This is a genomic window from Thermaerobacter composti, from assembly GCF_033582035.1.
In the GTDB taxonomy this organism is placed as follows: Bacteria; Bacillota; Sulfobacillia; order Thermaerobacterales; family Thermaerobacteraceae; genus Thermaerobacter; species Thermaerobacter composti.
This window is the reverse complement of the sequence record NZ_CP132508.1, coordinates 2,013,653-2,037,886: the sequence shown is the minus strand read 5'-3', so window position 1 is coordinate 2,037,886 and position 24,234 is coordinate 2,013,653. Positions and strand designations below refer to the sequence as shown.

The following is a 24,234-nucleotide window of genomic DNA, read 5'->3' as shown; positions in this document are numbered from 1 at the left end:
CCACCAGCGGGCCTGGCTGAGCCGAGCGCCGCGTCCCTGCCGGCCGCCGCCTGCCCGGCCGCCGGCCCTGGGAGGGGGCCGCGTTCGTCCCGGGACACGGTCACGGGGCCTCCCCGCCCGCCAGGACGGCGCCGCGGGCCTGCATCTCCTCCAGGGCGCGCCGGCCATCGCCGGGGCTGACGTCCACCGCCCGGACCGCCGGGACCAGTACGGTCACCTGGAAGCCCTCCCGCAGCCCGTCCAGCACCGTGGCCCGCACGCAGTAGTCCGTGGCCAGCCCGCCCACGTACAGGCGCCGCACGCCCTGCTGTCGCAGCCAGCCGGCCAGGTCCACCTCCGGCTCCACGCCGGTCTCGCCTCGGGCCAGGGCGCCGTCGAAGCCGCTGTAGGCCTCCCGGTCGGCGTCGAAGCCCTTGCGGAACACGGTCCCCTGGACCAGGAGGTCGGGGTGGAAGGCAGCCCCCCGCGTCCCCTGGATGCAGTGGGGCGGCCACGGGCCCCCGCGCTGCCGGAAGCTGACGTGGTCCTGCGGGTGCCAGTCCTGGGTGTAGACCACCACGCGGCCGGCACGGCGGAACGCGTCGATCCAGCGGTTGAGGACCGGGACCACCCCATCGCCCTGGGGAACCGCCAGGGCACCGCCCGGGCAGAAGTCGTTCTGGACGTCGACCACCACCAGGGCGCCCTCCGGGTCGCGGGCGGCGGCGTCCGGGTCGACGGTGGCGCCGGCGGCCGTGGGGGTGCCGACGGTGGCGCCGGGGTCGCCACCGGGCTCCTGCGGATGAGGATGGGCGGGGCGGCCGTCAGGCTGGTCCATGGTCGTGCTGCCCCCCTTCGGGCTCGTTCCCTTCCATTATAGACTGGCCCGAACCTGGCCCTCTGCGTTGGCATGGGCCCCAGGTTTGGCCACCGCGCCACGCGCCGCCTCGACCAGGATGCGCGCCACCTCGGGCCGCGAGTACTCGGGCGGGGGCAGCTCGCCGCGGGCCAGCATCGCCCGCACCCGCGTGCCGCTGAGCAGGAGCCGGTCGTCGTCGCCGTGGGGGCAGGTCTTCGTGGTGGCCATGCCGCCGCAGCGCCGGCAGAAGAAGGCGTTCTCGAACTTGAGGGGCGTGATGCCGAGTTCGTCCGGGTCGAACCGGTCGAACAGGCGCTGGGCGTCGTACGGCCCGTAGTAGTTGCCCACGCCGGCGTGATCGCGGCCGACGATGAAGTGGGTGCAGCCGTAGTTCTTCCGGCACAGGGCGTGGAAGACCGCCTCCCGCGGCCCGGCGTACCGCATGGCGGCGGGGAAGACGGCGAAGAGCACCCGCTGGGCGGGATAGTAGTGGCGGAGGAGCTCGAGGTAGCAGCGCAGCCGCACCGGGGCGGGCACGTCGTCGGCCTTGGTCGGCCCCACCAGCGGGTGGAGCAGCAGGCCGTCCACCATCTCCAGGGCCACCTTCTGCAGGTACTCGTGGGCGCGGTGGACGGGATTGCGGGTCTGGAAGCCCACCACGGTCCGCCAGCCGTACCGGTCCATGCGTCGCCGCGTCTGCCACGGCGTCAGCCGGTAGGGGGCGAAGGGGTCTGCGGCCTGGGCCGCGGCGCCGGACCCCCGTTCCACGGGTTCGGGCGCCGGCCCCTCGGTGGCCTCGCCGTCGGGTCCCACGGGCAGCGGCCGATCCCGCCGGCCCAGGTACCAGATGGGGCCGGCAACCAGCACCTCGCCCCGCTGGAGGAGCCGGGCGACCCCGGGATGGGCGGGGTCCGCGGTGCCGAAGACCGCCCGCGCCTCCCGCTCCTTGTCGTAGGGGAAGACGTCCGTCACCTGGAGGATCGCCACCGGCTCGTGGTCGGCGTCGACCAGCGCCACCTCCTGCCCCTCCCGCAGCCCCGCCGCCTCCCCCCGAGAGACGGCCAGGGTGACGGGCAGGGGCCACACCACGCCGCTGGCCAGGCGCATGGCCTCCACCACGGCCTGGTAGTCCGCCCGGTCCATGAAGCCGGTCAGCGGGCTGTAGGCGCCGGTGGCCAGGAGCTCCAGGTCGGCGGCGGCCAGTTCGTCCAGCGGCAGCCGGGGCAGGGCGGCGACGCGCTCCAGGGCGGCCCGGCGTGCCTCACCGCCCAGCACCCGCCACACCAGCCGACCGCCGTGGGGGGCGATGGGGCCCGGCACGGCCGCGGCGGCCGTACCCGGTCCCGCCGCGGTGGCGGTCGCGGGGCGCCGCCCCGCGACCGCCACCCCGCGCCGGCCATCGCCGGTCGCGGCGCCGTCCCCCGGCACCGGCCCCCCGCGGCCCGGGGTGGCGTCGGGCTCCGCCCCGGTGGAGCCGCCGGGCGATCCGCCGGCACCGGCCCCACGGGCCGCCGCGGCATCCGCCGGCACGTAGCCGCGTTCCTCCAGCAGGGCGAGGACGCGGGCCGTGCTCTCGGCGACGGTCTCGCGGGCGGTGTCGCAGACCAGATCCGGCTGCAGGGGCTCCTCGTAGGGGTCGTCCAGGCCGGTCAGGCCGCGCAGCTCGCCGGCCAGCGCCCGGCGGTAGAGGCCCTTGGGGTCCCGCTGGATCAGCACCTCCAGCGGCGCCCGCACGTACACCTCCAGGAAGTCGCCGATCTCGCGTCGGGCCTGCTCCCGGCTGTCCCTGTAGGGGGCGATGACCGCCACCAGGACGATCACCCCGTGGCGGGTCAGGGTCGCCGCCACCCAGGCCGCCCGCTCCGCCTGCCGCCGGCGGTCGTCGGCGGAGAAGCCCAGGTCGCGACACAGGCTCTGGCGCAGGACGTCGCCGTCGAGGACCTCGACGGGCAGGCCCTGCTGCCGCAGCCGGCCCGCCACCTGGCGGGCCAGGGTCGACTTGCCGGCTCCGGGCAGGCCGGTGAACCACACCGTCACCCCGCGGTGGGGCAAGGTCGAGCACCACCTTTCCCGTCTAGATCGCCAGCTCCAGGCTACGCGCCGTGGCGTCGGTCGGACCCAGGTCCAGCACCAGCCGCCGACCGCCGGCCTCCACGGCCAGGCGGAACCGGCCCGGACCCGCCGCCGCCAGGCGCAGGCTCTCCAGGGGGAGCCCCTCCAGCGCGGCCAGGGCCGCGTTGACCGCGGCCACCTGCCCCTCCAGCTCCCGTCCCGGCGGGGTGCGCCGGTACACCTCCCCCAGGGCCTGTTCCTCCCGCGGGCCATAGCGCGCCGCGATCCGGCCGCTGGTCAGGGTGAGCTGGAGGAGCTGGCCCAGCAGCGCCAGCAGGTCGTCGGGCACGGAGCCCTCCGCCGCCGCGGCGGCCAGCCGGTCGAAGGCCTCGCGGACGGCGGGGCTGGCGGCCTGGGCGGCGAAGGCGGCCGCCTCCTGGCGCACGATGGCCGCCGTCTCCCCTGGCAGGTGCACGGGCAATGGACCCACCCCCCTCTTGGCCGACGGCGCCCCGTCCCGGTCCCTGGTGGCGCCGCCGCGTCCGCGATCCTCCCCGCGGCGACCCAGGCTGCGCCCTATTCGTTCAGCTGGCCGCCCAGGTCGTGCCCGAGGATCGCCTCCACCTCGTGCTCGAAGCCGCCGGTCTCGATGGGGCAGTGCATCCCGCACTCCTTGGGCGCGTCCTTCTCCCACCACCAGCGGCCGCTGCGGGGGTCGGCGCCGGGTTCCACCGGGCGCGTGCAGGGGGCGCAGCCGATGCTGGTGTAGCCCCGATCGTAGAGGGCGTTGTAGGGGACGTCGTTCTGGCGGATGTAATCCCAGACGTCGTCGTCGCTCCAGTCGGCCAGGGGGTTGAGCTTGACCAGCCCGCCGTGGTCGTGGTCGATCTCCACCTTCCGGATGTTGGCCCGGGTCGCCCATTGGGCGCGCCGCAGGCCGGTCACCCAGGCGTCCAGGCCCTCCAGCACCTGCTGCAGGGGCAGGACCTTGCGCAGGTGGCAACAGAGAAGGCGCAGGTTGACGTCGCGATAGAACAGGTTCATCCCGTGGCGCCGCACCATGCGGCCGATGAGCACGGGATCGGGCATCACCACCTCGACGGCGATGCGGTAGCGCTCCCGCACGCGGTCGATCAGCTCGTAGGTCTCCTGGGGCAGTCGCCCGGTGTCGACGGTGATCACCCGCACCTGGGGGTTGATGCGCCAGGCCATGTCGATCAGCACGCTGGACTCGGCCTGGAAGCTCGAGATCAGGGCCAGGCGCTGGGTGCCGAACCGCTCGAAGGCCCACTCCAGCAGGTCCTCGGGCTCCCGGTCCTCGAAGTGGACGGCCCACTGGCCCGCCTCGTAGTCGTCCATCAGCGCGGGGCGCGAGGGCGTGCTCGACGGCTGCACGGCGATCCCTCCTTCAACCCTCCATCACCGCCAGCAGCTGCGCGTCGTCGTGCCGGCGGAAGAAGGCCTGGGGCGACTCCCCCGGGCGCCGCTCGGCCAGGTAGAAGGCGACCAGGCGCTCCACGTAGTCGCCCAGCCGGTCGGCGGGCACCCGCCGGGCCACCGGCCGGCCGATGGCCGCCTCCGGGCCGAGCCCGCCCCGCAGCAGGATGTCGTAGGCCGGGATCTTCTCGCCGCGTTCGTCCCGGGCCGTGGTCCCCTGGATCCCGATGTCGCCCACCCAGTGCTGGCCGCAGGCGTGGGGGCAACCGTCCAGGTGGATGTGGAGGTCCGCGATGGCCTCACCGAAGCGGGCCTCCAGCCGCTCCACCAGCCGCACCAGCTGCGGCTTGGTGTCGCCCACGGCGTAGTTGCAGTGGGGGTTGCCGGTGCAGGCGATGCTGCCGCCCCGCACCGGGTTGACGTCCAGCGGGAAGCCGAGCTCCGCCATGGCCGCCACCACCCGGTCCACGTCGGCCCGGGCGATGCCGGTGATGATCAGGTTCTGCTCGCGGGTGAAGCGCACGTCCTCGCCGTAGGCCTCCGCCAGGTCGGCCACGGCCACCATCTGGTCGCCGGAGATCAGGCCGGGGAAGACGGGGAAGCCGATGTAGTAGCGCCCTTCCTGCTTCTGGGGGTGGATCCCCAGATGCCCCGTGCGGCCGGCGGGCCGGGGCACCTCGGCCAGCGGTCGCAGCGGGCGGCCCAGGCGTTCCTCGATGCGGCGGCGGATCGCCTCGGGGCCGTGGTCTTCCACCATGAACTTGAAGCGCGCCTTGGCCCGGTTGGCCCGGTAGGTGAGGTCGTTGCTCCACACCTCCAAGAGCGCCCGGAGGAAGTCGATGAGCTCCTCCGGCGGGACGAACACGCCCAGGGGCTCGGCCAGGCGCGGGTAGGTGGAGAGGCCGCCCCCCACCAGCACGGCGAAGCCCGGCTGCCCGTCGACCACGGTGCCCACCAGCCCGACGTCGTGGATCTCCGGGGCGTTGCACTGGTGGGGGCAGGCCGCCAGGGTCCACTTGTGCTTGCGCGGCAGGTCGCTGTACTCGCGGTTGTGGTAGAAGAAGTCGGCCAGGGCCCGCACGTAGGGTCGCGTGTCGAAGAGCTCGCCGGCGTCGATCCCCGCCACCGGGCAACCGGTGATGTTGCGCAGGATGTCGCCGCACGCCCCCGCGGTGGTGAGGCCGTTCTGCCGCAACAGGTCGAAGATGGCCGGCACGTCCTTGAGCTCGATCCAGTGGATCTGGATGTTCTGGCGGGTCGAGATCTCGCCGCTGTTGCGCCCGAAGCGGCGGGAGATCTCGCCGATCACCCGCAGCTGCTGGGGCGTGACGATGCCGCCCGGGATCTTGACCCGCATCATGAAGGTGCCGACCTTGGGCTTGTCGTGGTAGAGCCCCCACCACTGCAGGCGGAGGATGTCGTCCTCCGGGATGTCCTCGTAGTGGGTGGCGGCCAGCCGCGGCAGCTCGTCCAGCAGGTCGAAGGGCAGCTTCTCGTGCTTGACGCGCTCCACGTAGTTGCGGCGGCGCACCTCCTCCCAGGTCAGCGGGCGCCGCTCGCGCCGCGCCCGGCCGGGGCGGGCGCCGTCGCGATCCGAACCCCGCGGATGGGCGCCGGCCGGTGGGGGGCTGGCACCTTCCGCGGACGACGGACTCGCCGGGGTCCTGGGGACCTCGGGCGGGTTGAGGCCGGCCATGAGGGTCACCTCCTGGACGCTCCGCGGACGGGAGCCGGGGACGAGGGTGCGTCGACCCGGGCGGCCGGTGGGGTGCCCCGGATCGCCGGTTCGTCCGCCCAGGCGGCCACCGGGCCGATGATCCATACGGCCGGTGCCTCCGTCTGGACGCAGCCGGCGGCGACCGCCTCCAGGGTCGCCCGGATCACCCGCTGCCGGGGCCAGCTGGCCCACTCCACGAAGGCGCACGGCTCGGCGGGCGGGCGCCCCGCCTCGATCAGCGCCCGCGCGGTGGCCTGGCGGTTCGCCACGCCCATGAGCACCACCAGGGTGTCGGCGGCAGCCAGCCGGGCCCAGTCCTGGGACGAACCGGCCTGACAGTGGCCGCTGGCCACGGTGAAGGACGACGCCACCCCGCGCAGGGTCAGGGGGATGCCCGCCAAGCCGGGCGCCGCCACCGCGGACGTCACCCCGGGCACGACCTGGACCGGGATGCCGCGGCGGCGCAGCTCCGCCAGTTCCTCCCCGCCCCGGCCGAAGACCATGGGATCGCCGCCCTTGAGGCGGACCACCACCCGGTGGCGCCGGGCGCGGTCGGCCAACAGATCCAGGATCGCCTCCTGGCTCCAGGCGGCCATCGACCCGCCGGCGCCACGGGGCGCCTTGCCCACCGCGATGCGCTCGGCGCCGGGGCGCACCCGGGCCAGCACGGCGGGCGAGACCAGGCGGTCGTAGAGCACGCAGTCCGCCTCGGCCAGGATCCGGGCGGCCCGCAACGTCAAGAGCTCGGGGTCCCCGGGGCCGGCACCGACCAGGTAGACGGTACCCGGGCCCTGGTGGCTGGGCGAGCGCGTCGGCTGAGGGTGCCCCGGCAGGGGGCTGGGCACGCTGGGCTCAGCGGGCGCCTGGCGGCTGCGGCCCTGGACGCCGTGGGCCGAGCCCGAGATCGCACCGGCCGGCGCCGTCCCGACCCTCGTCGTGGCCACGGCCGTGGGTGCGGGGTCCGCCCCTTCGGCGAACCCGTCGGCCCGAGGGTCCGGTGCCGCGTCGCCGGGGCGGCTGGTCGGGTGCGGCGTCAGCGCGGCCGACGCAGGGGGCGCGTCCGCCGGCCCACCGGCCGCCGCGTCGAGCAGGGCCTCGAGGAGTCGGCGCGCTCCCTCCACGTCCCCACGACGGACCAGGGCGAGCCCCTCGGAGTCCACCATGCGGTACCAGAGGGCCCGTCGCCGGTCGGGATCGGGGATGCGGGCGGCCACCGCCGGGCGCATCGACCCGAGCAGCGCGATCCAGGTGGCGTACTCCGGCCCCAGCTCGCGGGCCAGCCGGTCGCGCAGGCGCGCCGCCAGCGCAGGGCTCTGCCCGCCGGTCCCGACGGCCACCACCAGGTCGCCCTGGCGATGCACTGCGGGGAGGATGAAGCTGCAGTGGGGCGGGTCGTCGACGGCGTTGACCCACAGGTGGCGCCGGTCGGCCTCGCGGCGGATCCGCCGGTTGAGGTCGGGATCGCCGGTGGCCGCGATGACCAGGACGAACCCGGCCAGGTCGCCGGGTCGGTACTCGCGCCGAATCCAGCGGATCCGACCCTCGGCCGCCCAGCGGGCGAGGGCCTCCGTGGCCGTGGCGGCCACCAGCGTCACCCGAGCGCCGGCGTCCAGGAGCCCGCGCACCTTGGCCTCGGCTTCGCGACCCCCGCCCAGCACCACGCACGGCCGGTCCCGCAGATCGAGCATGACGGGATAGTAAGGAACGCGACCGGGCGCGGTGCCGTCGGGTCCTCGCAGCCCACCATCGGTTCCCACAGGCGTCGCTCCCACCCGCGTCGGTCCTCGTGGCGCTCCGCTGCGGAGCACCCTATTCCCAACAAATACGATTGAGTTAGTTTACTTAGTCCCCATTGAAGTCGGGTGGGCGGGTGGTGTCAAGGCCTCCTCCCGGACGCCAGGGGGCATCGAGGGCTGTGGGGAGGGGATGCAGCGGAGGTCGCGGCGCGTACGGACGCGTATCGGGTAGAATCGTCGTGACGGAGGCGTACGGCGTGCCGGCTCGGCGAGCCGCGCCGTGGGCATGGCGGCGAGCCGCACCTCGGGCACCGGCCGCCCCTGGCGACGACGCCGGAGCCCCTGCATCGCGTCGAGGGGATGGTTGGGGTGTGGATGCTCGCGTCCTTCACCGCCATCTCCGGGACAGCCTGGGCGATCTCGACCGGTTCGTCGAGGCCGTCGAGGACCTGAGGGAGAAGGGTGGCGAGGAGCGTGGTGGATGAGGGGCTGCGACGGGTGTTCCCGGCGGCGGCCGATTCGGAGCGCGAAGCGCTGGGCATGGCCGTCGGGCGCGTGCTCGCGGAGTGGGACGAGCTGGACTTCGCGCTGGGCTTCGGATCGTTCTTCGAGGGACTGCCCTACAGGGACCTCGACGTCGCCCTCCACAGCCGGGATGGGTGGCCCCTCGACGAGGCGACGCTAGCCGCCATCGGGCGCGCGTGCGAAAGGGTCGTGCGGCTGCCCGTCGACGTCGTCGACCTGGTCGCGGCGCCGCTGCCCCTGCGGTTCTGGGCCAGCCGGGGCATCGCGCTGCTGGTGCGGGACCCGGAGCGGCTAGCCCATTGGAAGGAGCGGACGTGGCTCGCCTACTGGGACATGGCGTGGATGTACCGGCAGCAGTGGCGCGACCTGGTCCGCCCTTGACGGGCATCGACCTGTGACGGGGGAGCCCGAGCCTGCGCCGATGGCGGGTTGGAGGCGATGGCAGGCCCAGACGCCGCGGCCCGGCGCCCTGCAGGAAGCGGCTCGCGACGCCGTGAAGGGAGGTGGCCGGGGGAAGGACTTCGCGTCCGCACCCCGAATAGCAGTCCCCAACGTCCGCGGCCCGCGCTCACTGGGCGACCGCGGCGCGATCCCAGTCATACCCCAGCACGACGCCCTATCGAGAGTGGCCGAGGGACGGGCCCGATGACGCCACGGCAACCGGCCGCCGGGCGTACGCGGCGGCACGGTGCCAATTCCCGCGGGAGACGTCCTCCCGGGAGATAGGGAAAGGCGAGGCCCCCTCTCCTTTCCCGGAGAGGGTTTTCATTTGTCGGGCGGGATCGACCCCGGGAGGGAGGCGACCCCCGCAGGGGGCGATCCCGCCCGGCCGAGGAGGCGAGGATCGATGGCGCTGGCGACGAACCTGGGTTTCCCCCGCATCGGCGCGGGCCGGGAACTCAAGCAGGCCCTCGAGGCCTACTGGGACGGCAAGATCCCGGCGGACGAGCTGCTCCGCAGGGCCGCCGAGCTGCGGCGTCGCCACTGGGAGCTGCAGCGGCAGGCCGGCCTCGACGTGGTCCCGGCCGGCGACTTCTCCCTCTACGACCACGTGCTGGACACGGCTTGCATGGTGGGCGCCGTCCCGGCCCGCTACGGCTGGACGCCGCAGGGGTCGGGCGACCCTGCCACCGCGCGTCGCGCCACGACCGGCGCCGAGGGCGGGCTCGGGGCGGACGGGTCCGCGGGATCCGGCGACGCTCCGGCCGCCGCTCCCCCGGGGGTGCCCCTGGACGTCTACTTCGCCATGGCCCGGGGGACGCCCGGCCAGGGCGTCCCCGCCCTGGAGATGACCAAGTGGTTCGACACGAACTACCACTACATCGTGCCCGAGCTGGAGCCAGGCCAGACCTTCCACCTGGCGTCCCGCAAGGTGGTGGAGGAGTTCCGCGAGGCCCGGGCGCTGGGGTTCGAGGCGCGTCCGGTGCTGCTGGGGCCGGTCAGCTTCCTCCTGCTGGCGAAGATTCGCGGCGCCACGGCGTCCGCGGCCGCCGACGGCAGCAGGCCGGGGTCCGCGAGCCGGTCGGCCGGTTCGTCCGGGTCGGTTGGCCAGGGTTCGGCCCCGGCGCCCTCGGCCGCCGGGGTGGCCCAGGGCGTCTCGTCCGATCCGCGGCTCGCCCTGCTCGACGGCCTCCTGCCCGTGTACGGGCAGGTGCTGCGGGAGCTTCAGGCCGCCGGCGCCACGTGGGTCCAGCTGGACGAACCCTTCCTGGTCCTCGACCTGGACGAACCGGCCCGGGACGCCTTCCGACGGACTTACGCGGAGTTGGCTCAGGCGGCCCCGGGGCTGAAGCTCTTCCTCGCCACCTACTTCGAGGGCCTGCGGGACAACCTGGAGCTGGCCCTGAGCCTGCCCGTGCAGGCCCTGCACCTCGACCTGGCGCGGGATCCCGGCCAGCTGGAGCAGGTGCTCGCGGCCGGCGTGCCGCCGACCCTGCACCTGTCCCTGGGCGTGGTCGACGGCCGCAACGTCTGGCGGACCGACCTGGAGGCGGCCCTGGAGCGCCTCGAACGCGCCCGGGAGGTGCTGGGACCCGAACGCATCTTCGTGGCGCCGTCGTGCTCCTTGCTGCACGTGCCCATCGACCTGGAGCTGGAGACGGAGTTCGACCCGGAGATCAAGGGCTGGCTGGCCTTCGCGAAGCAGAAGCTGGAGGAGGTGGCCGTCCTCACCCGCGCCCTGAACGAGGGGCGGCAGGCCGTGGCCGACGCCCTGGCCGCCAGTCGTGCGGCCGTGGCCGCCCGTCGCAGCTCGCCCCGCCGGACCCGGCCCGAGGTGCAGGAGCGGGTGGCGCGGCTCCAGCCCGACGACGCCCGGCGGCCCTCCAAGGCGCCCGAGCGCCGCGCGCGCCAGCGGGAGCGGCTCGGGCTGCCGCTCCTTCCCACCACCACCATCGGCTCCTTCCCCCAGACGCCGGAGGTGCGCCGGCTCCGGGCCCGGTGGCGGCGGGGGGAGATCGACGACGCGACCTACGAGGAGGGCATCCGCGCCGAGATCCGCCGGGTGATCCGGCTGCAGGAGGAGCTGGGCCTGGACGTGCTGGTCCACGGCGAACCCGAGCGCAACGACATGGTGGAGTACTTCGCGGAACAGCTGGAGGGCTTCGCCTTCACCCGCCACGGCTGGGTCCAGAGCTACGGCAGCCGATGCGTCAAGCCGCCGATCCTCTACGGCGACGTGGCCCGGCCCGGCCCCATCACGGTGAAGTGGATCACCTACGCCCAGTCCCTGACGGAGCGGCCCGTCAAGGGCATGTTGACGGGACCCGTCACCATCCTGCAGTGGTCCTTCGTCCGCGACGACCAGCCGCGGGAGGTGACGTGCCGCCAGATCGCCCTGGCCATCCGCGACGAGGTCCAGGACCTGGAGGCAGCGGGGATCCGGGTGATCCAGATCGACGAACCGGCCTTCCGCGAGGCCATGCCCCTGCGGCGGGCCGATCGCGCGGCCTACCTGGCCTGGGCCACCGAGTGCTTCCGCCTGGTGACCGGCGGCTTGCGGGACGAGACCCAGGTCCACACCCACATGTGCTACTCGGAGTTCAACGACATCCTGGACGCCATCGCCGCCCTGGACGCCGACGTGATCCTCATCGAGGCGTCCCGGTCGGGGATGGAGCTCCTGGACGCCTTCGGCGAGCACCGCTACCCCAGCGACGTCGGCCCCGGCGTGTACGACATCCACTCGCCGCGGGTGCCGTCGGTGGACGAGATCAAGCATCTGCTGCGCAAGGCGGCGTCGGTGTTGGACCCCGGGCAGCTCTGGGTGAACCCCGACTGCGGCCTCAAGACCCGGCGCTACGAGGAGGTCGAACCCGCCCTGCGCCACATGGTCCAGGCCGCGCGGGAGCTGCGCCAGGAGTGGGCGGCGGTGCCCGCCGGCCGGCGGTAGCCCGGGGGAGCGGGGGCGATCCGCCGCCGGGGTCGGGACGCGCGGCGCCGACGGGGGGCAAGCCGCCGGCGGCGAGGCCGGGCCGCCTGGTGCGGACGGGGGACAAGCCGCCGGCGGCGGGGCTGGGATGCGCGGTGCGGACCGGGGAGAAGCCCCAGGCGGCGGGGTCGGGCGGGTAACCTTGCGGACCCCGCGGCCCGCCCCGCCTGCCGCGGCGCGGCGGCGCCCCGACGCCACCGGCCTGGCGGAGGCGGCCTGCCATGGGCAGACCGCCTCCGCTTGTCAGCAACACGGCGCCTCCCCTTGTCAGAAAAAGGTCGAGCCCCACGAATGCCTGTAACACTTAACGACCATTCAGTCGGTCTGGGGGAGGAGAGCCATGCAGGGAGATCCGCGGAGCCGCGGGAACGCGACCGCCTGGCCAGGACGGATCGTGCCGGTGGACGTCTCGGGCGGACGGCCGCCCCGACGGGCGCGGGCGACGACAGGGGCTCCGGGGCGATTCCGTCCCCGGTGCCCGGATCGGTGGCCGCGAGGGGCGGCCATCGGCCGGGCGACACGGGTGTGGGGCACCGCGCTGGCGCTGGTCCTGGTCGCGACGGGGTCGTGGGGCTGGCCGGTGGCGGCCGAGGCGGCCGGCACCGGCGGATCCAGGACGGTTCCCTCGGAGGACGGCGGGTCGGCATCATCGGCCACCGAGGTGGCGGCTCGGGCGTCCGGGACCGCCGCCGGTCGGTACCGGCCGGCCGCCGAGGGTGCGGCCTCCGTCCTGGGGACCCTCGGGAACACCCTCTCGCAGGTGGGGCGCACCGCGACCGACGTCGTCCGCCCAGGGACGCAGCCGCCCGCCGAGGCGAGCCAGGGCGATGCCCCGCCGTCCTCCGGGTCGTCCGCGGCGGCGGGGGGGGGGCGGGATGCGTCGCCGCGATCGGCGGCTCCCCTGACCGGTGCCGTGGAGGGGGTCCACGGTGCGCTCCAGGGCGTGGTCGGCACCGTCGCCGGCGAAGCGGCGGGGAGCCTGGTGAACCGGACGACGGGGACGCTCACGGGCGCCCTGGACGGTGGGCTTCGCGCCGTGGAGGGCGTCCTCGGCGGGGTCGTCGCCGGGTTGCCGATCGCCCGTCCCGATCGCGGCGGGAGGGCCGGCGGCGGGTCCGGCGGGCCAAGGCTGAACCTCGAATTGGGCGATGGCCACCTGGAGGTGGGGTTGGGAGGCGGCCTCCGCGTCCGCCGCGGGGACGACGCCGGCGGCGGGGCGGGCGGCCAACCCGGGGGCGACGGCGCCACCCGCATCGAGCTCCCCACCGGGATCGTCACCGGTCTCGTCTGTGACATCCTCACCGGTCTGCCGATCCCGGGGGCCGCCGTCTCCGTCGCCGACGACGGTGGGATCGACCTCGGGTTGGTCAAGACCGACCTCGGCGGCCGCTTTGCCCTTGAGATCGGCCGGCCCGATGACGGCCGGCTGACGGTGTCCGCGGGTGCGGAGGGGTATGCGGACGCCACCGTCGGACCCCTCGCCATCGGCCCCGACGGCGTCGTCACGGTCAAGGTGTGCCTGCAGCCGACCCGGACGCCGCCCGGCAGCCCGCCGGACGACGGCTCCGGCGGCGGCGGGACGCCGCCCGGCGGGCCGGGGGGAGACGACCGACCGGGGGACCAGGGTCCGGGGACGCAACCGGGCGAGACCCCGGGCAGCGACGCGGATCGGCGCGAGCCGGGCCCCGGGACGACACCGGGGACCGACGGCGAGGACGCCGGCGCGGGGGCGCCGGCCGACGACCACCGCGGCCGGCGGGGCGAGCTGCCCTTCACCGGCGGCAACGGGCTCGCGTTCCTCGTCGCGGGCGGCCTGCTGGCGGGCGCCGGCTGGACGGTGCACCGCTGGGCGAGGAAGGGCGGCGGGATTTGCCGGTAGGCGCAGGGCAAGCCCGGGGTGGGGAGGCGACGAACCGCCCCCGGCGCGGACGGGGGACCGCTCGTCGTCTGGAAGCCCGAGCGAGGGTGGTCCACCCGCGGCCTTCGGCATCGCCACCCGCCTTCTCGGTGGCGTCGGGGCGGTCCGGCCGGCGGTGGTCCACGCGACGGGCGGCGACGGGAGCGGATGACGCGATGTCCGGGAGGATCGTTCGCCGGGTCGGGATGCTGGTGGCCTGGGTCCTCTTGCTGGGCGGGGTGGCGCTGGCGGCGACGCCCGGCCTGCAGCGGGTCTACGCCTGGGGTTGGCAGATCGTGCTGGGGGCGGCGCTGGGCAGCGACGGGTCGCCGTCCGCACCCCCGTCCGTGCCGGCCGCGGCCTCGGTGCCCGCGCCGTTCCGGGTCGGTGGTGCGGAGGGCGCCACCGGGGCGGTGCCGCAGGGGGAGCTGGAACGGGCCGGCTTGGAACGACTGCTGGGGCATCCGACGGTGCGGTCGGCGGCGGGGGACCTTCTCGGTCTCCTGGGACGCTGGCTGCAGGCGGTGGAGTCCCTGATGGGGCCGCTGGTGTCGCTGCTGGACCGCCTGGGCATCCCCGAAGGGTGGCTGGCAGCGGCGGGGGACGATCCGGCCCTCGCCCTCCCCGGGGCGGGCGGCACGGTGGGCGGCGAGGCGACGGGTCCACCCGGACCCGTCGCCTCGCCGCCGCCGATGGGTGCCGGATCGGACGCGGGAGCGCCCGGGGCCCCGGCGGCCGGCGAGGCCCCAGCCCTGGCGCGGCTGCGCATCCCCCGGGCCGCGGTGGACGCGGTGGTGCTCCGCGGCACCACGCCGTCCGTGCTGGCCCGGGGACCCGGGTTCTACCCCGAGGCGGAGCCACCGGGTCCCGAAAGCCGCGTCGCCATCGCCGCCCACCGGACCACCTACGGCGCCTGGTTCCGCCACCTGGACCGGCTGGTGCCCGGCGACGCCATCGACCTCTGGTTCGACGGTCGCTGGTACCGGTATCGGGTGGAACGCGTCTTCACCGCCCGCCCTGACGACTGGAGCGTGGTCCTCCAGGGACCGCGGCCCGGACTCGTCCTGACCACGTGCCACCCGCCGGGTTCGTCCCGAGAGCGCCTGGTGGTGCACGCGGAGCTGGCGGCGGTGGCGGGAGCGCCCAGGTGACCGCCGCCTCTCGCCGCTGTGCCGGCCGCGACCAGGTGGTGGTGCACGCGGAGCTGCCGGCGGTGGCGGGAGGGTCCAGGTGACGGCCGTCCCCGTCCGCTGGGCCGCGGCCGCGTTCGTCCACGGTTTCGGCGGGCGGCCGACCGTCCCCGCAGGCCGCGTCGCCCTCGGACCCGGCGCCGGCCGGCCCGGGTTCGGACCCGTCCCGGCCCGCCGGGCCCCCTGCAGACGTCGCCCCCACCGGCGACGCCCCGGGGCTCGCCCGGCACCCCGTCGGCCAGCGAGCGGGCGCCGTCCGGCTCCCCGTCCCCGCCGCCCGGCGCCAGGCCCGTCGTGCCCTGGCGCCGGCCGCTTCGCGTCCCTTGGCGGCCGCCGCGGCCCCGGCCCCAGCCGGGGCCAGCGCCGTCGTGCCCTGGCGCCGGCAGCTTCGCGCCCCTCGTCGGCCGCCACGGCCTCGGCCCCAGCCGGGGCCAGCGCCCGTCATGCCCTGGCGCCCGCCGCTTCCCGGGTCGCGAGCTGTCGCAGCGTCGCCTCCGCCCGCTGCCCGGCCTCGACCACCCCGAGGGCCGACGGACCGCCCAGGGCGCCCTCCAGGTCGGCGACCAGGTCGTCCACCGCCTCGATGCCCACCGACAGCCGCAAAAGCCCCGCGTCGATGCCCAGCCGCTTCCGCAGCGCCGCCGGCATCTCCTTGTGGGTCGTGGTGGCCGGGTGGGTGATCAGGCTCTCCACCCCGCCGAAGCTCTCGGCGAAGACGACGAGGCGAAGGCGGGCCAGCACCTGCTCCGCTCGCGCCGGCTCCCGCAGCCGGAAGCTCAGCATGGCACCGAACCCCGCCGCCTGTTGGAGACATCGCCGGAAGAACGGGCTCGACGGCAGGCCCGGATAGTACACGGCGGCCACGGCGGGGTGGGCTGCCAGCCAGTGGGCCAGGGTCAGCGCGTTCCTCTGGGCCCGCTCCATGCGCAGCGCCAGGGTCTTGAGGCCGCGGACGGCCAGCCAGGCGTCATGGGGTCCGAGGATCCCGCCGGTCACCGTCCGGATGGAGGCCAGTTCGTCCGCCAGGGCCGGCGTCGCCGCCACCGCCACGCCGGCCACCAGGTCGTTGTGCCCGGCCAGGTACTTGCTGGCGCTGTGCACCACCACATCGGCCCCGCGGGCCAGGGGCCGCTGGAAGAGGGGCGTGAACAGGGTCGAGTCGACCACGAGCCACAGGCGCCTGGCGCGGCAGAGGGCGGCCAGGCCGTCCAGGTCGGCGACCCGCATCAAGGGGTTGGTCGGGCTCTCCACCAGCACGGCCCGCGTGGACGGGGTCAGGGCGGCGGCCACGGCCGCCGCGTCGGTGGTGTCGGCCAGGGTGTAGGCGATGCCCAGGTGGCGGAAGAGCTCCTCCAGGACGCGCCACGTGTGGCCGTAGAGGTCCTCGGTGACCACCAGGTGGTCGCCCGGCCGCAAGAGGTGCAGCACCGCCGTGAGGGCCGCCATCCCGGAGGCGAAGGCCACGGCGGCGAAGCCCTCTTCGAGCCCGGCCACCGCCGCCTCGAAGGCCTCGCGGGTCGGGTTGTGCAGGCGACTGTAGTCCCACCCCGTGGTCTGACCGGGGCCCGGGTGTTCGTAGGTCGCGGTCTGGTAGATCGGGACGGCCACCGAACCCGTGCGCGGGTCACGGCGGACGCCCGCGTGGACGAGCCGGGTCTCGAGCCGCAGCCCGCGGGGCGCAGGAGGCGGCCCAGCGGCGGCGCCGGGGGCCTCCGCGGGTGCGCCGGCCCCCTCCGGCCCCGGGCCGGCCGGCGTCGGCGACGGGTCCGCTGCGGCTGCGGGCTGCCCGCCTGGACCCGCGATGGTTGCAGCGCGGTCGGGTTCACCCGGCATGGTGGCGCACCTCCCCCTGCTCCACCGGCGATGCCGCACCGGAAGCCGGCAGGAGGTCCGCCCGGGGGCCGATCCCTCCGCCCGGGGTCGACGAGCCGTGGTCGGTCGGCCAGGCCGCAGCCGACCCGGCGGTGGCGGGGCGGGGAGCGGTCGCCCCCGCCCCCTCCGCCGCCGGACGGGGCTCGTCGAACCGGGCCCGCAGTCGCCGGACGAACGCGGCCACCGGCTCGGCCTTGCCGTAGGAGACCACCACGTACACGCCGGCGATGTACGGCCGGGCGGCCTCGACCACCGCCTCGGCCAGCTCCAGCCCCACCTCCAGGCCGCGATCGCCGGCCTTGTCCAGGGCCTCGCGCACGGCATCGGGAATGGAGATGCCCGGTACCTGGTGGTGCAGGTAGTGGGCGTGCCGGCCGCTGTGCAGCGGCATCACCCCCAGGAGGATCGGGACCGGGCAGCCGCCCAGCCGGTCCAGGACGCGCTCCAGGGGCTCGAGCTCGTAGAGCGGCTGGGTCATGACGAAGTCCACGACGCCCACCTCCAGCTTGCGGCGGAACCGCTCCAGTTCCCGCTCCAGGTCGTCCGCGTTGGGGCTCAGGGCGCAGGCGACGGTGAAGTCGACGGGGGCGCCGAGCGGATTGCCCTGGGGGTCCTCGCCGCGGCGCAGCGCGGCCAGCACCTCCAGGAGCCCGATGGAGTCCACGTCGTAGACGGGCGAGGCGCCGCTGTTCCCCAACCGCGGGGGGTCCCCGGTCAGGGCCAGCACGTTGCGCACCCCCAGGGCGTGGGCCGCCAGGAGGTCGGCCTGAAGCGCCATCAGGTTGCGGTCGCGGGTCGTGCAGTGCATGATGGCGTCGATGCCGGCGGCGTGCCGGACCAGGTAGGCGCCCGCCAGGGCGGCCATGCGAGGTCGCGCCATCGGGCTGTCGCCCACGTTGACGGCGTCGGCGCCCGCGGCCGCCACGGTCCGGGCGTCGGCGACGAACTTGGTGGTGACGGGCCCGCGCGGCGGGTCCAGCTCGACGCTGATGACGAACCGGCGGCCCAGCTTCTCCCGCAGCGGGAGGGGTCGCGCGAGCCGGTCCTCCGCCGGCGCAGGCGGCACGCCGCCGCCCGTGCCGCCGCCCCAGGCGGGGGTTCCGGGCCCGGCGACGCCACGCCGGTTCGTCCCCGCCACCGTCGCCGCATCGGGAGCCCCCGGGGTGTCGGCCCGATCGGCCGGGAGGCTAGCTCCCGCCGTCGCCGCCGGGGCGCCGGCGGTCCCCGTCGGGGCGGCAGCGGAGGCCGTCCGGTTCACCGGACCCTCCGGGCCGCAGGGTTCGGCCGGCCCTCGGGGAACCGATGCGCCGCCCGTGGCCCGCACCGCCGACGGAGGCGCGTCGGCCCGCCACCCGCCAGCCTCCCCGGCCGCGGGGCGTGGTGCGGTGGCGCCGGCCTGCCGCAGCCGACGGGCGAGGGTCGCGAAGCGCGCAGGCGACCGGGCGCCGGTGCCCGCGACCCAGCTCACGCCCAACAGGCGCAGCGTCGCCCAGGGGTCGGCTTGCTCCTCGGCGGTGGGGCTTCCGTTCCCCCGCGCCCCGCTCCGGCGGGTGGGACGACCGTCCCCCCGCCCGTCCGGCTGCCCGGGGACGGGTTCGCTCCCCGTTCCCGCAGCCCGCCGGTGCGCCCCAGCGACGGGTTCGTTCCCCGTGTCCCGAGTCCGTCCCCGCGCGCCAACGACGGGTCCGCCGCCCGTGCCCGGAGCCCGTCCGCACGCTTCCGGGGGCTCGGGCGTCTCCGGCTCCCCGAGGCTCACCCACAGGGGGCCGGCCCAGCCGGCGTCGCGCAATGCCGCCAGCCAGGGCGCCGCCTCCGCCGGCCCGCCGGTCACCGCGACGCCGAGGGCGTCGGGCATGCCCGTCGCCTGGAGAGCCGCCACCAGCTGGACCGCCTGGGCGTCCGCCCCCATGGCGCCGGCCTCCCCGCCGGGCTCCCACAGGAGTCCGACCGGCAGCCGGGCTGCCTCGCGGGCGGCCCGAAGCGCCCCGCGGGCCTCGGCCACGGTCCGCGCGGCGATCCAGAAGAGGTCCACGCCGCCGGCCAGGAGGCCCGCCACCTGGTCCCGGTACCAGCCGACCGCCGCCGCGGGATCGTGGTCCGCGAGGGACGCCGCCGCGGGCGGCAGGGGGCCGAGGTAGCCGGCGACCAGGCAGGGCTCCCCGGCCACCTCCCGGGCCGACCGCGCCAGCTTGGCGGCCCAGAGGTTGAGATCCTGCACCTGGGCCGCGGTGGCATCCTGGAGCCAGGCCGCGTTGGCCCATCGCGTATGGGTGCGGATCAGCCGGGCGCCGCTGCGGATGGCGGTGAGGTGGACCGCTTCGACGGGACGGGGGCGCGTGAGCGGCCACCACGCGACCGCGGCGGCGCCCGCCACGGCCGCCCTGCCGGTCCCGTCGGGGTCCGTCCCGCCCTGGGCGCCGGCGTCCCCGGCCTCCGCCGCCAAGGTCCAGGAGGGGTCGGCGTCGGCCAGGGCGAGGAAGGGCGGGGCGAACTGGAGGGGGCCCGCGGGTTCGCCGAGCGGGGTGGAAGGAGCGTCCCTCCCCACCGGCGCGGATGGCGACCCCCCGACCGGAGCGGATGCCGGCCCTCCGACCGGCGCGGACGGCGCCCCCCCGCCCGCGGCGGATGGCGACCCGCCGACCCGCCCGCCGGGGGCCAGGGTCACGTCGGACCGGCCGCGTTCGGCGGTCGACGACCCGGCCCCGGCGATGGCCGGTTCGTCCGGACGGCGCTGGCTTGGGGGCGGCCCAGCGGGGTCGGGCCGGGCAGACGGAAGCTTCAACCGTTGGTCACCTCCTGGCCTGGCGGTCGGGGCGGAGCCCGCTTGGACTGGGAGGTCGGGGCGGAGCCCGCCATCGGCGCCGGTAGGCTCGGCGGGGTCGGCGGCACGGACCGAACGGAGACGCCCCGACCGAAAGGGCCCGACGGACCGACCGAGAGGACCCGACCGAAAGGACCCGACCGAAAGGAAACGCCCCTTCCGAAGGAGGAAGGGGCGTGCTACGTCGTGTTCGATCCCCGTCCCCCTTCTCTCATCTCTCGGCATCCCCAGCGGGGAGCCGCGGGAGTTGGCACCGCACGACGGCGTCGCCGGTTGCCGCGGCGTCATCGGGCCCGTCCCTCGACCGCTCTGGATAAGAGAGGGGTTGCCGGTGTACCGGCTGGGTCCATTGTCAACGGAAGATTAAGGCCAGTATAGCCGGGTTCCTGCAGCGCCGCAACCGGCCGCAATCCCTCAGCCAAGGCGGAACCGAGGGGGTCTCGGCCCCCTCAACATGGGGAACTCGTAGCGAGGGGACGTGCTGGGCCGATGCCTCTCGCCAGCGGTCGTGAGGATCGGGCCACCATGGGCGAGCCGGACCGGGCGGCCCGAGCCTGCCGCGAACGCTGCGCGCAGCTGGACGCCGTCCAGCACAGGTCTCCATCGCTGGGTTGAAGCCGTACCGGAGCCGGAGACGAAGCCGCAGGAGGAGGAAGCGGGGGAATCGTGGGAGGTGCTCCGCGAGACGGCCCAGGAGGCGATCAGCCGCCGCGGGCGTAGAGGCCGATCAGGGCCGCCAGGATGGTCGCCCACACCGCCAGCGTGCTGACCCACAGGGTGCGGTGGTCCCGCCGCAGCGCGGCGATCTCGTCCCGCAGCCCCCGTTCCAGGACGGCCATGTCCTGGCGGATGTTCCGGATCTCCTGCCGAACTTCCTCGCGCAGTTGCGCGACCTCCTGGCGGACGTCCTTGACCTCTTGGCGGACATCCTTGATCTCCTGGCGGACGTCCTTGACCTCCTGGCGAAGGTCCTTGATCTCCTGTTCCACCCAACGCCGCAAGCCCGCGTTCTGTTCCGTCAGGTCCTTGAGGCGCTCAAGGATCAGCCAGGCCTCCGTTGGTCCGTCGGGCTCGCGGGTGACGGCCGCCTCGCCGTCCACCGATCTCCCGTCCTTCCTCGTATTTCCATCCCAACGATAGCACACGGTTGCCGGGCCCAGCAACGGGAAGGTCCGCCGAGCCTGTGGACACCGTCGCAACGCACCAGAGCGGCCGCCGGCGTGAACCGGCGTTAAAATGGGGACGTGATCGGGAGGACGCAGGGTGGCCCCAGGGTGGCCCCTTGCCCGGGGGGCGAAGGGGTGTGCCCCGTAGGGCGGGGGTCGTGAACAGCTCGTCGAAACATAGTCAGACATAGGCAAACATATGTGCAATATTTCGGGTATGAAGCTATCCAAGTGGGCTAAGCGTGAAGGAATCAGTTACATCACCGCCTGGCGCTGGTGCAAGGCGGGTCGGTTGCCCGTCCCTGCTCGGCAGACACCGGCCGGGACCATTCTCGTGGACCTGCCTGCTCCGGCGAGAGGGAAGACGGTGGTGTACGCCCGCGATTCCTCTCACGACCAGAAGAGCGATCTTGACCGTCAAGTTGCCCAGGTCACGAAGTGGGCTACGGAGCACGGGTTTCACGTGGACCAGGTAGTCACAGAAATCGGGTCCGGACTGAACGGGAAACGGGCGAAGTTGCGCCGACTCCTGGCCGACGCATCGGTTGCAACCATTGTGGTGGAACACCGTGACCGGTTGGCCCGCTTTGGAGTGGAGTACCTAGAAGCCGCTCTCGCCGCACAGGGTCCCGCCGGAGGCAAGCCGCGTGTTGCGCCGGCTGTTGCGCCTGCGGCAGCGCACCGACAGCCGCCGCAAGGCCGTGGGCAACCATTTGCGGGCGTTGCTGCGCCGACACTTCATCGCGGTGCCTGCGGGCAAGGACGTGGCCGTGTGGCTCCAGAACCATCCCGGCACGCTGGAACGCTTGTCGGCCGACGACCGTGTGCTCCTCGGCTCCCTGCTCCGCCAGTACCGGGTGCTCCAAGAAGAGGTGGAGGCCCCTCACGGCCGAGGTGGCCGCGCGGGTTCAGGATCACCCCATCGTCCAGTGCTTGCTCACCATCCCCGGGGTCAGCCTAATCACGGCGGCCACGATCGATGCCTACCTGGGGGATCCGCGCCGGTTCCGCGGGCCGAAGCAGGTGAAGCGCGATGCCGGCCTCGACCCATCGGTGTACCAGTCGGGCCAGCGCAACCGCCGGGGACGGACGAGCAAGCACGGCTGCACGGCCCTGCGGGCGGCTTTGATCGAGGCCGCCCAGACCACCGTGCGTTGGGGCGACGGGCCTCTGGGGAGCCTACCGACGGCTCCGGAAGAAGAAGGGTCACTCCGTGAGCGTGGTGGCGGTGGCGGGGCGGCTGTTGGTCACCGCCTGGCGAATGATGCTTACGGGCGAGCCTTATCGCGGTGAGAGGCCCTTAGCCACCCAGCGCAAGCTCCGGATGGTCCGCCGCCGAGCTGCCCAGGCCCGCGATGGGAAAGCGATCATCGCCACGGAGCTGGGCTTTCGGTGCGCTGTTGCACCGGAGCGCCATCCGTATGGACACCCAAAGACAAAAGACAGAGGAACGGAGGCAAGCACGCGTTCCGGCTTGACGTCCAACAGGAGTGTATTGAAGTTGGCGGCGGATCGCCGCCAGGGATGCATCGGCCAGCGCCCGGGCGAGCCGGTGGTTCTTCAACATGCCCGCCACGTGCAGCCGTTCGACCACCACCACGCCATAGGTGGTCGCCAGGTGGTGCGTCAGCTTGTGAAGGGTGTCCTGGCGAATGTGCCGAACCCGCGCATGGAGCCGGGCCAGCCGGCGGCGGGCCTTTTGCCACCTGCGGCTGCCCTTCTGGCGACGGGCCAGGGCGCGGCTGGTCCGGGCCATCTTCCGGAGGGCTTTTCCAGCGGCCGCGGGTTCGGCCACACTTCGCCCGTCGAAAGGACCGCCAGGTGCCGCACCCCCGCATCCACGGCCACCACCCGCCACCCGCCACGGGAACCGGGACCGGCCCGGCGGCCGCTCCACCTCGCAGGTGAAGCTGACGAACCACCGGCCGCCTTCCCGCGACACCGTGGCCGCGAGGATGCGGGCCGTCCCCGCCTGGATGCGCCGGCGAAGAGCCGTGGTCGGCTCGTGGGTCTTCACCCGCCCGATCCGGGGCAGGACGACGTGGCTTTGGTCGTCCACCCGGATCGCGCCGGTGGTGAACCGCACCGACTGCCGCCCCCGCCCCTTCTTCCGAAAGCGCGGGAATCCAACCCGGTGGTCCTATCGTACGAGGGCCTCACGCCGCGGCAGAAAGGCCGTGTCCCGGCAAGTGGTGGAAAAGCGGCTCCCCCTCGGGTTCCATGGGCTTACCTCGCTGCAACAGCCAAGGCGCTTACCGAGTCACTCCCCAACGCGTCACCGCCCTTGAGCTTCGCCATCGACGCCTGGCTAAAGTACCGCCGCTGCACCAGCCACTCGTCCTGCTGCTCCTCCAGCAGCGCACCCAGCAGGCGCAGCACCGCCGCCACGTTCGGGAAGATGCCCACCACGTCGCACCGCCGCGCCAGCTCGCGGTTCAGCCGCTCCAGGACGTTCGTCGAGTGGATCCCCCGCCAGTGCTCCGGCGGGAAGTCCATGTAGGCCAAAACCTCCTCCGCGGCCTCCCGCAGCAGGCTCGCCACCTGGGGGAACCGCCGCTCCAAGTTTGCCGCCACCTGCTCCAGCTGCTGCCGAGCCGAGGCACGGTCCGGCTGGGCGAAGATGGTCCGTACCAGCGCTGCCACCATGGACTGGGCGTGCTTGGGCACCCGCGCCAGCAGGTTCCGCATGAAGTGCACCCGGCACCGCTGCCACGTGGCGCCTGCCAGCACCTCACCGATGGCTCGCTTGAGGCCCTCGTGGGCGTCCGAGATCACCAGCCGCACGCCCTTCAGCCCCCGGGCCACCAGGCGACGTAGGAAGTCCAGCCAGAACTCGTACGTCTCGGCCGCGCCCACGTCGAACCCCAGGACCTCCCGTTCCCCTGTCTCCCGCACACCCACGGCGATCACGGCCGCCATGTTCACCACCCGTCCGTCTTGCCGCACCTTCACCGCCTTGGCGTCCAGCCACACGTAGGGGTACTCGCCTTCCAGCGGCCGGTTCCGAAAGCGCTCCATGTGCTCGTCCAGCTCGGCGCAGATGCGGGAGACCTCGCTCTTGCTCAAGCCCCCGACGCCCAGCGCCTGGACCAGCTCGTCCACCTTGCGCGTGCTCACCCCGTGCACGTAGGCCTCCTGCACCACGGCCAGCAAGGCCCGCTCCGCGCGCCGCCGCGGCTTCAAGAGGCTGGGGAAGTAGCTGCCGCGGCGTAACTTCGGGATCTGCAGCTCGATGGTGCCCACGCGCGTGTCCCAGCGCCGGGGGCGGTACCCGTTTCGGTAGGTAGTGCGCAACGGGGTGCGCTCGTAGCGCTGGGCGCCGATGAGTTCGCTGACCTCGACCTCCATCAGCTGCTGGGCGAGCCAGCGCAGGCCCTCCCGCAGGGCGTCGACCTCGGGCTCGCCCTGGTACTGGCGCAGCAGTTCGAGAAGTGCCATCCTGAAGTCAGCGGTCACCGGTGGTCCGACCTCCCTTCGTGCTCGGGTTCGTCCAACCCGAAGGGAAGCCGCCGGTGACCGCTGCTGTCAACGGCCACCAGCCACGCCTAAACCC

At 74.5% G+C, this 24,234-nt stretch carries 16 protein-coding genes, 2 pseudogenes and 2 riboswitches; of the genes and pseudogenes, 6 read left to right on the top strand and 12 right to left on the bottom strand.

The window, feature by feature from the left end; genetic code table 11:
* Nucleotides 1-100: 100 nt before the first annotated feature.
* The 6 genes from Q5761_RS08225 to cobA form a co-directional block, all read right to left on the bottom strand.
* Entirely contained in the window at nucleotides 101-817 is a 717-nt protein-coding gene (locus Q5761_RS08225; RefSeq protein ID WP_318750211.1) for a nicotinamidase, read from the bottom strand.
* A gap of 36 nt (nucleotides 818-853) precedes the next feature.
* Nucleotides 854-2,890 (bottom strand): adenylyl-sulfate kinase, encoded by a 2,037-nt coding sequence (cysC, locus tag Q5761_RS08220; protein WP_318750210.1) that lies wholly within the window; start codon nucleotides 2,888-2,890, stop codon nucleotides 854-856.
* Nucleotides 2,891-2,912: 22 nt separating this feature from the next.
* The gene (locus tag Q5761_RS08215) at nucleotides 2,913-3,371 is read right to left on the bottom strand and encodes a hypothetical protein (protein WP_318750209.1); all 459 of its coding nucleotides are present in this window, start codon (nucleotides 3,369-3,371) and stop codon (nucleotides 2,913-2,915) included.
* A 95-nt stretch (nucleotides 3,372-3,466) separates the two neighbouring features.
* Nucleotides 3,467-4,285 (bottom strand): phosphoadenylyl-sulfate reductase, encoded by an 819-nt coding sequence (locus Q5761_RS08210; protein WP_318750208.1) that lies wholly within the window; start codon nucleotides 4,283-4,285, stop codon nucleotides 3,467-3,469.
* Nucleotides 4,286-4,298: 13 nt separating this feature from the next.
* Nucleotides 4,299-6,023 carry a nitrite/sulfite reductase gene (locus Q5761_RS08205; RefSeq protein ID WP_318750207.1) on the bottom strand — a complete coding sequence of 575 codons (1,725 nt, stop codon included), beginning with the start codon at nucleotides 6,021-6,023 and terminating at the stop codon, nucleotides 4,299-4,301.
* Between the two features lie 5 nt (nucleotides 6,024-6,028).
* On the bottom strand, nucleotides 6,029-7,801 hold the full coding sequence (cobA, locus tag Q5761_RS08200) for a uroporphyrinogen-III C-methyltransferase (protein WP_318750206.1): 1,773 nt from the start codon (nucleotides 7,799-7,801) through the stop codon (nucleotides 6,029-6,031).
* Nucleotides 7,802-8,242: 441 nt separating this feature from the next.
* Between cobA and Q5761_RS08195 the strand changes: the two genes are divergently transcribed.
* The 4 genes from Q5761_RS08195 (at nucleotide 8,243) to Q5761_RS08180 (ending at nucleotide 14,783) form a co-directional block, all read left to right on the top strand.
* Nucleotides 8,243-8,686, top strand: a complete 444-nt coding sequence (locus Q5761_RS08195; protein ID WP_318750205.1) for a hypothetical protein — start codon at nucleotides 8,243-8,245, stop codon at nucleotides 8,684-8,686.
* A 232-nt stretch (nucleotides 8,687-8,918) separates the two neighbouring features.
* Nucleotides 8,919-9,034, top strand: a riboswitch (SAM riboswitch).
* Nucleotides 9,035-9,152: 118 nt separating this feature from the next.
* Nucleotides 9,153-11,696 carry a 5-methyltetrahydropteroyltriglutamate--homocysteine S-methyltransferase gene (metE, locus tag Q5761_RS08190; protein WP_318750204.1) on the top strand — a complete coding sequence of 848 codons (2,544 nt, stop codon included), beginning with the start codon at nucleotides 9,153-9,155 and terminating at the stop codon, nucleotides 11,694-11,696.
* Nucleotides 11,697-12,075: 379 nt separating this feature from the next.
* Nucleotides 12,076-13,614, top strand: coding sequence for a carboxypeptidase regulatory-like domain-containing protein (locus tag Q5761_RS08185; protein ID WP_318750203.1), 1,539 nt, complete (start codon nucleotides 12,076-12,078; stop codon nucleotides 13,612-13,614).
* Between the two features lie 194 nt (nucleotides 13,615-13,808).
* Nucleotides 13,809-14,783: a class E sortase gene (locus tag Q5761_RS08180; protein ID WP_318750202.1), complete on the top strand. Its 975-nt coding sequence runs from the start codon at nucleotides 13,809-13,811 to the stop codon at nucleotides 14,781-14,783.
* Nucleotides 14,784-15,263: 480 nt separating this feature from the next.
* On the opposite strand, the gene Q5761_RS08175 is transcribed toward Q5761_RS08180, so the two are convergent.
* The 3 genes from Q5761_RS08175 to Q5761_RS08165 all read right to left on the bottom strand — a co-directional run bounded on the left by Q5761_RS08175 (nucleotide 15,264) and on the right by Q5761_RS08165 (nucleotide 20,615).
* Complete coding sequence (locus tag Q5761_RS08175) at nucleotides 15,264-16,490, bottom strand: trans-sulfuration enzyme family protein (protein WP_413084594.1); 1,227 nt, start codon at nucleotides 16,488-16,490, stop codon at nucleotides 15,264-15,266.
* 154 nt (nucleotides 16,491-16,644) lie between these two features.
* The gene (locus Q5761_RS08170) at nucleotides 16,645-19,239 is read right to left on the bottom strand and encodes a methylenetetrahydrofolate reductase (RefSeq protein ID WP_318750200.1); all 2,595 of its coding nucleotides are present in this window, start codon (nucleotides 19,237-19,239) and stop codon (nucleotides 16,645-16,647) included.
* Between the two features lie 484 nt (nucleotides 19,240-19,723).
* A riboswitch (SAM riboswitch) is annotated at nucleotides 19,724-19,835 on the bottom strand.
* Nucleotides 19,836-20,216: 381 nt separating this feature from the next.
* Complete coding sequence (locus Q5761_RS08165) at nucleotides 20,217-20,615, bottom strand: hypothetical protein (protein ID WP_318750199.1); 399 nt, start codon at nucleotides 20,613-20,615, stop codon at nucleotides 20,217-20,219.
* A gap of 283 nt (nucleotides 20,616-20,898) precedes the next feature.
* On the opposite strand from Q5761_RS08165, the pseudogene Q5761_RS08160 reads away from it, so the two are divergent.
* A pseudogene (locus tag Q5761_RS08160) lies at nucleotides 20,899-21,309 on the top strand (IS607 family transposase); the annotation flags it as partial.
* Here the strand turns inward: Q5761_RS08160 and Q5761_RS08155 are convergent.
* Nucleotides 21,283-21,423: a hypothetical protein gene (locus tag Q5761_RS08155; RefSeq protein WP_318751656.1), complete on the bottom strand. Its 141-nt coding sequence runs from the start codon at nucleotides 21,421-21,423 to the stop codon at nucleotides 21,283-21,285. The pseudogene Q5761_RS08160 and the gene Q5761_RS08155 sit on opposite strands and share 27 nt — an antisense overlap.
* An 80-nt stretch (nucleotides 21,424-21,503) precedes the next feature.
* On the opposite strand from Q5761_RS08155, the gene Q5761_RS08150 reads away from it, so the two are divergent.
* Nucleotides 21,504-21,974: an IS110 family transposase gene (locus Q5761_RS08150; protein ID WP_318750198.1), complete on the top strand. Its 471-nt coding sequence runs from the start codon at nucleotides 21,504-21,506 to the stop codon at nucleotides 21,972-21,974.
* Nucleotides 21,975-21,981: 7 nt separating this feature from the next.
* Here Q5761_RS08150 and Q5761_RS08145 read toward each other — a convergent pair.
* Nucleotides 21,982-22,800 (bottom strand): annotated as a pseudogene (locus tag Q5761_RS08145) (RNA-guided endonuclease TnpB family protein); the annotation flags it as partial.
* A gap of 107 nt (nucleotides 22,801-22,907) precedes the next feature.
* Entirely contained in the window at nucleotides 22,908-24,137 is a 1,230-nt protein-coding gene (locus Q5761_RS08140; protein ID WP_318750197.1) for an IS256 family transposase, read from the bottom strand.
* Nucleotides 24,138-24,234 lie beyond the last annotated feature (97 nt).